11 protein-coding genes are annotated in these 12,915 nt (G+C 62.7%); 3 read left to right on the forward strand and 8 right to left on the reverse strand.

The window, feature by feature from the left end; translation table 11 throughout:
* Positions 1–43 precede the first annotated feature (43 nt).
* Genes CK489_RS16800 through CK489_RS16810 form a run of 3 tightly spaced genes read left to right on the forward strand, consistent with a single transcriptional unit; the run spans position 44 to position 4,686 of the window.
* Complete coding sequence (locus CK489_RS16800) at positions 44–1,942, forward strand: tetratricopeptide repeat-containing sulfotransferase family protein (protein WP_158226456.1); 1,899 nt, start codon at positions 44–46, stop codon at positions 1,940–1,942.
* Positions 1,935–3,860: a tetratricopeptide repeat-containing sulfotransferase family protein gene (locus CK489_RS16805; protein WP_095733015.1), complete on the forward strand. Its 1,926-nt coding sequence runs from the start codon at positions 1,935–1,937 to the stop codon at positions 3,858–3,860. The genes CK489_RS16800 and CK489_RS16805 overlap by 8 nt, the downstream gene beginning before the upstream one ends.
* A 55-nt stretch (positions 3,861–3,915) precedes the next feature.
* A complete protein-coding gene (locus CK489_RS16810; protein WP_245350397.1) occupies positions 3,916–4,686 on the forward strand; it encodes an adenylyl-sulfate kinase in 771 nt (256 codons plus the stop codon).
* Between the two features lie 35 nt (positions 4,687–4,721).
* Here the strand turns inward: CK489_RS16810 and CK489_RS16815 are convergent, their stop codons facing one another.
* The 8 genes from CK489_RS16815 to CK489_RS16845 all read right to left on the reverse strand — a co-directional run bounded on the left by CK489_RS16815 (position 4,722) and on the right by CK489_RS16845 (position 12,900).
* The gene (locus CK489_RS16815) at positions 4,722–5,654 is read right to left on the reverse strand and encodes a sugar-binding protein (RefSeq protein ID WP_095733016.1); all 933 of its coding nucleotides are present in this window, start codon (positions 5,652–5,654) and stop codon (positions 4,722–4,724) included.
* Between the two features lie 94 nt (positions 5,655–5,748).
* On the reverse strand, positions 5,749–6,831 hold the full coding sequence (locus CK489_RS16820; protein WP_198960940.1) for an ABC transporter permease: 1,083 nt from the start codon (positions 6,829–6,831) through the stop codon (positions 5,749–5,751).
* Positions 6,831–7,595 carry an ATP-binding cassette domain-containing protein gene (locus CK489_RS16825; RefSeq protein WP_095733018.1) on the reverse strand — a complete coding sequence of 255 codons (765 nt, stop codon included), beginning with the start codon at positions 7,593–7,595 and terminating at the stop codon, positions 6,831–6,833. Before CK489_RS16825 ends, CK489_RS16820 begins: the two co-directional genes overlap by 1 nt.
* 38 nt (positions 7,596–7,633) lie before the next feature.
* A complete protein-coding gene (locus CK489_RS16830; protein WP_095733019.1) occupies positions 7,634–8,986 on the reverse strand; it encodes a carbohydrate porin in 1,353 nt (450 codons plus the stop codon).
* An 83-nt stretch (positions 8,987–9,069) separates the two neighbouring features.
* On the reverse strand, positions 9,070–9,213 hold the full coding sequence (locus CK489_RS41385; protein ID WP_158226457.1) for a hypothetical protein: 144 nt from the start codon (positions 9,211–9,213) through the stop codon (positions 9,070–9,072).
* A gap of 75 nt (positions 9,214–9,288) precedes the next feature.
* On the reverse strand, positions 9,289–10,350 hold the full coding sequence (locus CK489_RS16835; protein ID WP_095733020.1) for an ABC transporter permease: 1,062 nt from the start codon (positions 10,348–10,350) through the stop codon (positions 9,289–9,291).
* A complete protein-coding gene (locus CK489_RS16840) occupies positions 10,347–11,873 on the reverse strand; it encodes a sugar ABC transporter ATP-binding protein (RefSeq protein ID WP_095733021.1) in 1,527 nt (508 codons plus the stop codon). Before CK489_RS16840 ends, CK489_RS16835 begins: the two co-directional genes overlap by 4 nt.
* A gap of 61 nt (positions 11,874–11,934) precedes the next feature.
* Positions 11,935–12,900 (reverse strand): sugar-binding protein, encoded by a 966-nt coding sequence (locus tag CK489_RS16845; RefSeq protein WP_095733022.1) that lies wholly within the window; start codon positions 12,898–12,900, stop codon positions 11,935–11,937.
* Positions 12,901–12,915: the final 15 nt, after the last annotated feature.

A 12,915-nucleotide genomic window follows, 5' to 3' on the forward strand; every position in this document is an offset into this window, starting at 1 on the left:
GGCGCTTGGTCCCGCCGAAGAATTCCGTGCGAGACTTACCAGGTTGTTCGACGAGAACGAGGGTTTCCGCAGCCAGATGACGGAGATCGTCGACGTTCTCTCGGCTGCGGTCGCTGCTCACAAATCGGGAGACCTGGCCGAGGCCGAGGCGGGATATCGCAACGTCCTGGCAAGACTGCCCGACCATCCCCAGGCGCTGCACATGCTGGGCGCCATCGAACTGCAACGCGGCGACGTCCGACGCGCAATCGACCTGATCCGGCGCTCGATCAAGGTTCATCCCGGCCATCCCGAGGCATGGGTCAATCTCGGCAGCGCCTTGCGGACGATCCATGAGAATGACGAGGCGATCGGTGCGTATCAGCACGCTATCAGGCTCAAGCAGGACATGGTCCTGGCATATACTGAACTTGCGAGGTTGTTGTCGGACATCGGTCGCTATGAAGCGGCGGTGTCCTACTGTGAGGCGGCGGTCGCAATCGCCCCCACTTCCATGCCGGCGCAGATTCAACTTGCCATCACGCTAAGATCCGCCGGGCGATTGCAGGACGCCACGCGTCACTGGTCCAAGATCATAGCTCTGTCCCCGAACCGGGCGGAATCGTACTACGTTCTGGGAAGCCAGTTTCGAGATATGGGGCAATTGCCGGAGGCATTGCGCTGTCACAACAAGGCGCTGTCCTTGAAGCCGGACATTCCGGAATTCTTGTGCGCCAAAGGTGCCACGCTGATCTATCTGAACCAGGCCGACGAGGCGCTGGTGTGTTTCCAGCGCGCCGAGACCATCTCGCCTGGCCTGCCTGACGCCCTGGCTGGAATCGGCTGGGCACTGCGATCGCTCGGCCGGTTCGAAGAGGCTGACAGCTATTCCGGCAAGGTTCGCGCACTCAATCCGGGCGATTTGCGGTCATACAAGCACGTATCCAGCGAGGGCTCCGCGCTCGAGATGGAAGACGAGCAACGCCTTGCCGATGCGCTGGAGCAGCCCGACACAAGCATAGACGGGCGGATCACCGCAGGGTTCGGCCTCGGACGTCTGCTGGACAAGAGCGGACGATATGATGAGGCGTTCGCGCGGTATTCAGCCGCAAACGGCCTGGTTCGCGGGATTTGGCCCAAGATGGCGGATTTGTTCGACAAGGACGCCTTCGCCGCCCGCGTCGAGCAATTGATCGAACGCTATCGCGATCGATCCTGCATCGAAGCGACGGACTTCAGCAACATGTCGGAATTGCCGGTATTCGTCGTCGGCATGCCGAGGTCGGGCACGACGCTGGTGGAGCAGATCTGCGCCAGCCATTCGCGTGTATTCGGTGCGGGTGAACTCGGTGATGTCATCCGGATGGACGGCGTCTTGAGCCGCTCCGATATTGCTGGCGCTACACAAGCCTTTCATGACACAGCACGGAAGCTTGCGAAGGAGCATATCGTCAAGCTGTACGGTGATGCGAAAGGTGCTCATCGCGTCGTCGATAAAATGCCGGACAACATTCTTCACGTGGGTCTTGTCGCGCAGCTGTATCCCCGGGCTCGAATCGTCCTGTGCAGCCGTGATGATCGCGACACCGCATTGTCCTGCTATTTTCAGATGTTCGCGCCTGGTGCGCAGCATTTTTCCTACGACCTTGCGGACTGCGGCCACAGGGCGCGGCTGATCAGGCGTCTGGCCCGGCACTGGATCGGTCTGTTGCCCGATCGGATGATCGAAATGAACTACGAAACCTTGACCGAGGATCTCGAAGGTCAAAGCCGACGCCTGATCAGGTTTCTCGGCTTGGACTGGGAGCCGGCCTGCATGAACTTTCACTTGACCGAGCGGCCGGTGTCGACCCTGAGCTACTGGCAGGTTCGGCAACCGCTTTATCAGAGCTCAGTCGGGCGGTGGCGGAATTATGAGAAGCACCTCGATCCCCTATTCACGGCGTTGACCCGGCATGAGTGACGAATTCGCCATGTGGATCGAGGAGACGCCAGCGACCGCTCCATCGTCCAACGATATTCAAGTCCTGCTGAAGGATGCGATTGAGGCGTACACCGATGGTCGAGGGGATGATGCCGAGCGACGGGCTCGCGAGATCCTGGTCCAGCAGCCAGACCACCTTGCCGGTCTGCAGATACTGACTGCCGTGGCCGGACAAACCGGCCGATTGCCGTTCGCGCTTCGAATCGCGAAGCGCGCTGCATCATTGCATCCGAACCTTGCGTCGGCCCATGTTCAACTGGCTAACCTGCTTCGCGAGGACGGTGATCTTGCCGGAGCGGCCAACGAGCTCGATCTCGCACTGGGACTTCAGCCTGATAGCGCCGAAGCGCATAACGACCGTGGACTCGTCCATCTGGCGGAGAGCCAGTTCGAGCGAGCCATCGATTGCTTCACCGAGGCCCTGCGGATCAATCCATCGTCCGGGTTAACACACTACAACATGGGGCTTGCACTGGAGGCACTGGGGTCGCTGCCTGCTGCCATGGAACGGTATCGAGAAGCCGCCCGGTTGCGGCCGAATCTCGTGGAAGCACACTTCAAGCTCGGTCTGCTGCTGGAGGAGGAGGGCTACCGCAAACGGGCCATCGAATGCCTGCGTGCCGCTGCTGCGCTCAGACCCGGCACTGCCTTCGCGTTGCTGTGCGAGGCCAGGATACTTGGCTTCGAGGGCGATGATTCGGCGTCGGAGGAACTTGTCAGACGCGCGATCTCGCTCGAACCGCGCAAGAGCGATGCGCATGCCATGCTCGGTACGATCCTGATGCAGCAAGGTCGCTTCGATGAAGCGTCCGCATCATTCGACCTGGCGAACGCGCTGAACGCTCACGACATACTGGGGCCTGTTGGCCTGGTCGAGGTGAAGCGGCTCTCCGATGCCGATCGCCCCTTGATCGGCCAGCTGGAGCGCAAGTTAGGAAATCCGGCTATCACCGGACACGAGGCGGCGCTGGTCCATTTCGCGTTGGGCAAGGGCTATGACGATATCGGTGACTACGGTCGTGCCATCGAGCATTTCGACCAAGCGAACGCGCTGAAAAAGCGCGTCAAGAACAAGCACTACAATCCCGCCGCGCACGCCGAGCTCGTCGACCGGTTGATCCGGCGTTTCACGCCACAATTCTTTGCCGGCAACCAGGACGCCGCGCACGAGTGGGACGCGCCGGTGCTGATCGTTGGAATGCCACGCTCCGGCACGACCTTGGTCGAACAGATACTGTCGAGCCATCCCGAAGTCATGGCGGGTGGCGAGCTGAGCTTTTGGCCCGATCGCGCGGCAGAGTTCGGAGTGGACCGTGAAGGCAGGATCGATCCGGCCTGGATCCGGGAAACGCAAGCAGCATATCAGACGAGGCTGAAGCAAATCTCTGTCACAGCGCAGAGGATCACCGACAAGCTGCCGCAGAACGTCCACAACATCGGACTGCTGTATGCAACCTTCCCTAGGGCACGCGTCATCCATTGTCGCCGCGATCCCATCGATACCTGCCTTTCGGTCTACTTCAACAACTTTGCGAATGGCATGGACTTCTCGTTCGATCGGCAATGGATTGTCGACTATTACCAGCAATATGCCCGGCTGACCGAGCATTGGCGGAACGTGCTGCCGCCGGCATTTCTAATGGAGATCAACTATGAGGATGTGGTGGCGGCTCCCGAGCCCGTCATACGACGGATCATCGAGTTTTGCGGCCTGCAATGGAACGACGCCTGCCTGCGACCGGAGCAGAACCAGCGCGTGATCAAGACCGCGAGCCTGTGGCAGGCGCGGCAGCCGATCTATCGGACTTCGGTCTCGCGGTGGCAACGATATGAACCCTGGCTTGGCGCCTTTAACAGCCTTCTGCGGCAGACGAACGCCGGGATGGGTGCCTCGTGAAGTGGGCCACCGATCAGCATCCGGCTACAGTTCTGTATCTTCCAAGAGGAACGAGATGCGCAAGATATTGATCATGGGACTGCCCGGCGCGGGCAAGACCACACTGGCAAAAGCCCTTGCACCACTGCTCAATGCCGTCGTGTTCAATGCGGACGCCGTGCGGGAGAACCTGTCACGCGATCTCGGCTTTAGTCACGATGACCGCGTGGAGCACGCCAGGCGGATGGGATGGATGTGCGATCGCGTGGTCGAGGCCGGTGGAACGGTGATTGCCGATTTCGTCTGTCCGACAGAGGAGACGCGAGCGGCTTTTGGAAGGGCATTTGTGATCTGGGTCGATCGCATCGATGCCGGGCGCTTCGAAGATACCAACCGCATGTTCGTTGTTCCCGGCGACTGCGATCTCCGCGTGAACGGAAATGGGACGCCGCAATTCTGGGCAGAGCAGGTCCTTGCCAGATTACGTCCACCGTTCGATCCACGGAAGCCGACCGCACTCTTCATCGGGCGTTACCAACCGTTCCATGCAGGCCACCGCCGACTGATTGAGGAAGGCATCCGACGTGTTGGACAAGTATGCGTGGCCGTGCGCGATACACACGGAACCGACGAAAAGAATCCGTTCTCGTTTTCTGAGATCAGGCAGCGCATCGAAGCCGGCCTTGCAGACCACGTCGGCCGCTTCGTCGTGGTCGCGCTGCCGAACATCACCAACGTGTTCTACGGGCGAGACGTCGGATATGCCGTGGAAAAGTTGGTGCTGGATGAGCGCACCGAGGCAATCTCGGCGAGCGAAGTGCGGCGCTTGATGAGCTGCTCTCGATAACGAGCGCGGCGAACCATCAAAGCGCCGCCCAGCCGCTACTTCAGCATCGCCGCGACGTTGTCCTTTGTTACCACATCGAGGCCGGTGTGGATGATCTCCGGCACCTTCTGGCCCTTCTTGATGGCAAGAAGCGTGTCCATCGCCTTCTCGCCCATCTCGAACGGTCGCTGGCCGATCAGCGCATTGGCATAGCCTTCATTCAGGAGTTCCAGTTGCATCTTGAGGGTGTCGGCGACGACGACCGTGAATTTGCCGGTGTCGATGTCCTTCTTGCTCTTGCCGGCGAATGCCTTGAAGCCTTCCGGCGCGAACATCGGCCAGCCACCGACCGGGATGATCGCCGCGAGGTCGGGTGTTGCGGTGCGCAGATCGGTCATCTGCTGGACGCCCAGCGCGGGGTCGTCATTGCAGAAGGTCGGCGATCCGCCGACCTCGGTCCACTTCGAGCCCTTGAGTGCCTCTCGAACGCCGTCGACGCGCTCAGCGAGGTTCGCCGCACCCGGTCCGCCGGAGATCATCGCGTATTTGCCGCCGTCGGGCCGGAGCTTCAGCAACTGCTTGCCGAGCGCTGTGCCGAACTCCTTGTTGTCGGTGCCGATATAGGCAATCCGTTTCGAGCCAGGTGCGTCGGAGTCGAATGTGATGACGGCAATGCCGGCGGCGGTTGCCGCCTCGATCGACTTGGTCATGGCGGCAACGTCGGCGACCGAGATGGCGAGGCCGTCCACTTTCTGGGTGATGAAGTCCTGGATGATCTGAGCTTGCGTCGCCGGCTCGTGCTCGACGGGACCCTTGTAGATGCATTCGATGTTGCCGAGCTCCTTGGCTCGTTTCTGGCAGCCGTCGCGCGCGAAGTCGAAGAACGGATTGTTCATCGCTTTCGGCACGATCACGAATTTGTAGCTCTGCGCAAAGCCGGGCGTCGCTATCATGGCGAGCACCGCGGCGGCAAGAAGTGCCTTCCTCATTGTTTCCCTCCGCATTCTTATTGTGCCTATCCCTTCAGGCGTCGGCTCCCGGAGGCGGGTAGGCGGACATTGACGATCCTCCAGGATGAATTTGTCAGGCCATGCGCGAGCGAAGGCGATCGACCAGCACCGCCGCGATGATGATCACGCCCACCAGGGTCTGCTGCCAGTAGGAGTTGACCTGTGCCAGCACGAGGCCGTTGCGGATCACCTCCAGCAGCACGCAGCCGACGATGGCCCCGAGCGGGCCACCGGCGCCGCCGGCAAGATTGGCGCCGCCGATCACGGCGGCCGCGATGACGTTGAGCTCGTAGGAGGTCGCCATGTTGGCCGGCGCGGATCCGAGCCAGCCGCAGACGATGATGCCCTGCAGGCCGGCCGCGAGCGCGCAGATCACGTAGACCTCGATCTTGACGCGCACCACCGAAATGCCGGTCAACGCCGCCGCCCTCTCGTTGCCGCCGAGGGCAAAGACGTGGCGGCCGAAGCCGGTGTGATGCAGCACGACCGCCATCGTCGCGGCGAGCACCACGAGGTAGATGAAGGGCGCGGGCATACCGAACACGACGCCCGATGTCAGCTTGTAGAAGGAATCGGCGTCGGGCCCGCTGGGAAAGCTGCCCCGGCCGTTGGAGACGACGTAGCCAAGGCCGCGTACGATCGAGAGCATGCCGAGCGTGGTGACGAAGGGCGACAGTCCGAGCACTGCGATGCAGAAGCCATTGACGAGGCCGACCACGAGCGCAACGCCTAGCCCTGCCAGGATCGAGACCAGCAGGATCAGCCCGGGCATGTTGGCGATCACGGTCTTGCCGTCAGGCGCAAGATGCACGAACCAGTCCGCGCCCGGCATGCCCGGCGTCGAGATGGACGTCATGACCATCGAGGTGATCATCGCGGAGAAGCACATCACCGAGCCCACCGAGAGGTCAACGCCACCCGTGATGATGACGAGGGTTACGCCGAGCGTGGCGATGGCGATGAAGGAAAAGTTCTTCGCCACATTCTGCAGATTACCTTGGGTGAGGAAGTAAGGGCTGGCGAAGTTCATCACCACGAACAGCGCCACCAGCGCCAGCAGGACGTAGCCGGTCTGTGAGGCGAAGAAGCCGCTTCGCCACCATTGGGTCTTGCCGACATTGGTGAAGGTGAGGGGAGATTCCACGGGCGTGGCCATCACGCAGCCTCCTTCGCTCCCGTGATCAGGGAGGTGACTTCCTCGGGGCTGCTGTCGCCGATCGACTTGTCGGCGCGCTTCTCGCCGCGCCGCATGACGACGACGCGATCGCAGACCGCGAACACGTCGGGCATGCGGTGCGAGATCAGCATGACGGCGACGCCCTGTTCCTTCAGGCGATGGATCAGGCCCAGGACCTGCTCGACCTGGCGGACCGAGATTGCGGCCGTCGGCTCGTCCATCATGACGAGCTTGGCGTTGGAGAGCCGCGTCCGCGCGATCGCGACCGCCTGGCGCTGGCCGCCCGACATCTGCTTGACGAGATCGTGCGGCCGGGTTTCCGAGCGCAGCTCGCCGAACAGCTCCAGCGCACGCGCGGCCATCGCCTTGTGGTCGAGAAGCGCGAACGGACCAAGCTTGCGCTTGAGCTCACGGCCGAGGAATACGTTGGCCGCTGCCGTGAGATTGTCGGCGAGCGCGAGGTCCTGATAGACCACTTCGATCCCGACCGCGCGGGCATCGATCGGACGGGCGAATTGCACCGGCTTGCCGTCGAAGCGGATCTCGCCGTGGCTTGGCGGGAAGTTGCCGGCGATGATCTTGACCAGCGTCGACTTGCCGGCGCCGTTGTCGCCCATCAGGCCGACGACTTCGCCGGGAGAGATGCGCAGGTCGACGCCATGCAAAGCACGAATGGCGCCGAACTCCTTGCCAATACCCTTCAGCTCCAGGACTGCCAGCCCGGCGTCGTGAGGGGTCACCATGGCTGGCCTCGCTTAGGCATGCTGGCAACACCTTCGGCTCAGAAGTGCACCAGCGTGCGCAAACCAAGCACCCAGGCGTTCTCGGTCTTGACGCCTGCAGCGTTGTAGCCGCGTCCGCCAGGATTGATCACATACTGGGCGTCGAACTTGAGGTTCATCCAGCCGGTCGCCTGCCAGCCGTACCAGGCCTCGATCGGAACTTCGTTGCCGCCTGCATTCGGGGTGAGCGCAGCCGAATTCACGTGGGTCGTACCCACCGCGAAGCCGACTTCGTCTTCAGGGCGCCAGGAGAACGTTCCGGTGTGCCTGACGCCCAGGGCGACCTGGTAGTCCTGATACGACGTCCGATGATCGGCGACCGTCGTATTGAGGAACATGTACCAACCCTGTGCCTTTGCACCGTCGACGGTCAGCCGCTGCAGGATCGACTCATAAACGCCATAGCGGCCGCGCTGATCTCCGAGATTCTGGCCCGGGACACCATCGACGCCGGGGATAGCCGCAATGATGCCGGGCAGGCCGCCGTCAATCGTCGAAGCGCTGTCATACCAGCCGCCGAATCTCCAGGTTCCATTCAAGGGACCGCTCGGCGCCCAGACCACCTCGACCGGCACCAGCACGCCGGAGGCCCGGCTCGAGCCGGGGACGCCCGGCAGGAAGTAGGTCGCGGAATCCGACGTCGTCAGATAATTCGGATTGGCGTCGTAGACGCCGACCGACAGCTGCCATTCCTTGGCGAAGTTGTAGTGGGCCACACCGGCCCATTGGCTCACCGGCCAATTGTAGATGTAGCCACCCTGGATGTTGCCGGGCTGGCCGCCGCAGAAGGTCAGGTTGATGAACTCGCACAGGCCGAAGAAGAAGTCGGAGCCGACCGGCAGACGGCCGCCCTTTAGTTCGAGGCGGTCATCGAACAGCTTTTGCGAGTAGTAGAGTTCTGTGAGGCGCAGGATATTGCCGCGGCCGAACACTTCGTTGGTCAGCTGCAAGGCCGGAATGCCTGCGTCGTCGTTCAGATTGTGGCCGAAGCGGTCGACCAACGTGAGGCCGACGGTGCCGCCCTGGATGCCGGCGAGCTTCGCCATGTCGAACTTTGCCTGGAAGAACAGCTGTCCGGCGTTGGCCCCGACATTCTTGTTGCCGCCCGACAAATTGCCGACGGCTTCGTCGCCCAGCGTCAGGGCCAGCGAGATGCCTCGCTCTTTCAGCTGCGTTCTGCCGAGATCGCCGAACAGATACGGTCTCGTCCAGAAATCATCGGTTTCCGTGTAAGGCACAGGCGGAGCCTTCGTTAACAGATCGGCAGCATGTGCGCCGCCGCCGCCGAACAGAGATAACAAGGCGATCCCCACGCCGCACGCCCGCGCGGTGCTTTCAGACCAAAGTGACATTTTCTGCACTCCCAGCGTCCCCGGCTTTGTCGATTTTCGTGTCGCGTCCCCGCCCAAAGCCCTTCAGCCGGAACGCGCTCCGTTCAGTGCATGGAACTTTCAACGTTAGATAGAAAACTCAAGCACACCAAAGCCTTCGAGGCGGCGGTGAGCCCGAGCTGCGGCCGCCCTCGGGCCGCAGCGCCGACCTGCACGCGAGCGCCGTGTGCTTCATCGGTCATGCGCATCGAACTTCTCCCCTTGGTCCTCTACCTGCGTCACCGCGCTCATATTCCCGATCGCGGTTCTTACGTATCGTATTGTCACGCCTGATCACCCGCGCTCGTCGGCAACGCGGCCGCGCCGTGTGCGGACGCGCTCTGCCGAAGCGTGGGTTCCTTCGATTTGGGTGCCGTGCGGGCGAGGCCGGCCAGCGCGGCCTTGCGCCGCCGCCGGGCCTGCAATTGCTGATCCGCCAGCACGCCGATCAGAATCACGGTGCCCATCACCGCGAAGTTCAGCGAGTTCGGAATGCCGAGGATGTTGACGAGGTTCTGCAGCACCTGCAGCAGCGCCGTCCCCAGCACTATGCCGAGAATGGAGCCTTCGCCGCCGCGCAGGCTGCAGCCGCCGAGGACAGCCGCCGCAATTGCATAGAGCTCGTAGAAATTGCCGAAGGAACTCGGCGAGACCGAGTTGGTGTAGAAGACGAACAGGACGGTCGAGACGCCGGCGAGGCCGCCGCTGATGACATAGGCGGTCGCGATCACGAGGTTGGTCCTGATGCCGGAGTAGCGCGCCGCTTCCTCGTTCTTGCCCACGGCATAGAGCCAGCGCCCGTAGACCGAACGGTGCAGCAGCACGCCGAGGATCACCGCCAGGATGATCAGGAAGATGAAGGTGTTCGGAATACCGGCGACATTGCCGGAAGCGATGTTGCTCAGCGTGCTGGCCTCGTCGCCGTAGCCGAAGCCGCGCGTGGAATCGCTGGTGTAGTAGCGCGCGGCGCCGCGATAGATCAAAAGCCCGCACAGCGTCACGATGAAGGGCTGCATCTTCAGCCGGGTGATCAGGAAACCCTGGATGCCGCCCAGCGCAAGCCCACCCATCAGGACCAGCAGCAGCGCGAACGGCCAGGGCACCTGATAGGTCGTCAGCAGGTCGATGAAGACGACGCCGAGCAGCGCGAACATCGAGCCGAGCGAAAGATCGATGCCTCCGGTGATGATGACGAGCCCTTCACCCAGCGCGAACACACCGAACAGGCCGATCAGATTGGCCATGTTCAACAGGTTCACGAACGACAGAAAGGCCGGGTTGATCGCGCCGGTGATGGCGGAGATCACCGCCAGCAGCAAGAACAGGCCGAGTTCCTTCTTCATCATAGCGTTGCGGCCTCCACGGTTTCGAGCGCTTGGCCGACCGCCAGCCGCAACACGTTGTATTCGCTGAACTGATCACGCTCGAGCACGCCGCTGACGCTGCCTTCATGCATCACTGCGACGCGGTCTGAGACGCCGATGACCTCTTCCATGTCGGAGGAGATCATCACGATCGCGACGCCCTGGTCGGCGAGGCTGCGCATCAGCGCATAGATCTCGCTCTTGGCGCCGACGTCGATGCCGCGGGTCGGCTCATCGAAGAACATCACCCGGGGCTGCATCGAGAGCCACTTGCCCAGCACCACTTTCTGCTGGTTGCCGCCGGAGAGCGTTACCGCTTCGATGTCGATGCTCGGCGCCTTGATCGACAGGCGCCTCGCCTGGTCCTTTGCGACCTTGCGCTCGGCCGTGCCGTTGACCAGCCACATCCGCGCGTGGTCCAGCAGGCTCGCGAGCGTCACGTTTTCGCGGATCGGCAGTTCCAGAACCAGCCCGGATTTCTTGCGATCCTCCGGCACCAGGTAGATTCCCTGCCTGATCGCCTCGCGCGGCGAGGTGACATCGACCGGCGCGTTGTCGATCCTGATCTCGCCGCCCAGCACCGGATCGATGCCGAATACCACGCGGGCCAGCGAGGTGCGGCCGGCGCCCACGAGTCCGGCGAGGCCGAGGATTTCGCCGCGCCGCACCGAAAGGTCGATCTGCCGATCGGGAAACGCCGTCGTCACCACGCCGGCGATGTCGCAGCCGCCCGGCTGCGGAGAATGCGCCGGCGGCGTATAAAGCGCCTTCAGGTCGCGGCCGATCATCAGGCGGATCATGGCAGCATGGCTCAGCTCGTTCCGCGCCAGCTCGCCCACCGTGCGCCCGTCGCGCAGCACCACGACGCGATCGGCGCAGCTCATGATCTCGCCGAGCCGATGCGAGATGTAGATCACCGAGATGCCGTGCGCCTTCAGGTCGGCGATCACCTCGAGCAGCCGTTCCGTCTCCGAAATCGTCAGGCTCGAGGTCGGCTCGTCCATGATGATCACGCGGGCGTCGATGGAGAGCGCCTTGGCGATCTCCACCATCTGGCGCTCCGCGATCGACAGATTGTCGACCAGCGTGCCCGGTGTGAAATCGGCGCCCAGCCGTTCCAGCAGCGGCGTCACGCGGGCGCGCATCTCCGCATTGTCGACCAGCTTCAGCGGGCCGCCGACAAGCTTCTCGCGCCCGATGAAGACGTTGGCTGCGACGTCGAGATTCTCGAACAGGTTCAACTCCTGGTGCACGAAGGCGATGCCGGCGAGCGTCGCCTCGTTCACCGTCATCCGGGCGTGCTCGGTGCCTCCGATGCGGATCGCGCCCGCGCTCGGCGCGATCACGCCGGCCAGCACGCGCATTAGCGTCGATTTGCCGGCGCCGTTCTCGCCGATCAGGCCCAGCACCTCGCCGCGGCAGACGCGCAGATTGACGTCGTCGAGCGCCCTCACGCCGGGATAGGTCTTGCTGATTCCGCTGAGTTCGAGCAGCGTCTCCGCCATTCGGCATATCCTCCTGCGCATCGCCCGGCCTGTCGCGGCCGGGCGATGAAGCCGACTGAAGTTACTTCTTCAGCAGCTCTTTCAGATGGGCGGCGAACTCCGCGACGTTGGCCTTGCTGATCACCTTGGTCGGCACGATCAGCTTGCTGTCCTTCGGGATCCAGGACTTGTCGCCATTCAACGTCTTGATGATGTTGGTGGCGGAAAGGTAGCCGAACTCGTAGGGCTGCTGCACGACGGTGGATTCGATCGTGCCGTCGGAGATGCCGCGCAGCGTGCGCTGATCCTCGTCGAAGCCGACGATCTTCACCTTGCCGGCCTTGCCCGCAGCCTTCACCGCGTCATAGATCAGCGGGGTCTCGTAGCTCCACAGGCCGGACAGCAACGCGATGTCGGGGTATTTGACGAGCACGTTCTCCATGTTCGCCTTGGCCTTGGCGAAGTCCACCTGGTCGGTGAACACGTCGACCAGCTCGACCTTGGTGCCGGCGATCGATTCCTTGATGCCCTGCACGCGCTCGCGCGCGTTATCGGCGTCCATCGTTCCGACGAACAGCGCGATCTTGCCGCCGTTCGGCAGCGCCTTCTTGATCTCCTCGCCGGCCTGCCGTCCGGCCGCGACGTTGTCGGTGCCGATATAGGCGAGGCGATTGCTCTGCGGCGCGTCGCTGTCGGTCGTGATCAGCACGGTCTTGGCCGCAACCTTGTTGAGTTCTTCGGTCGCATGCGGTGCATCGTCGACGGAGATCGAGATGCCGGCGACGCCGCGCACCAGCAGGTCGTCCAGCTCGCGCCTTTGGCCGGCCGCAGTGCCTTCGTTGGTGACGATCAGCTCGATATTGTAGTCGGGGTGCTCTTTCTGCGCCTTCTCGAGCCCGCGGCCCGCGATGGTCCAGAAGTCGGCCGCGACGTTGGTCACCAGCGCGATGGTCTTTTTTTGCTGCGCCTGTGCTATCCCCGTGGCCATCGCGAGCGCGGCTGCGCCCGCCAACAACGGCACGATCAATCTTCTTGTTGAGTCATTCATATGCACCTCCCTGTC

The organism is Bradyrhizobium sp. UFLA03-84, from assembly GCF_002289535.1.
GTDB classification, from domain to species: domain Bacteria; phylum Pseudomonadota; class Alphaproteobacteria; order Rhizobiales; family Xanthobacteraceae; genus Bradyrhizobium; species Bradyrhizobium viridifuturi.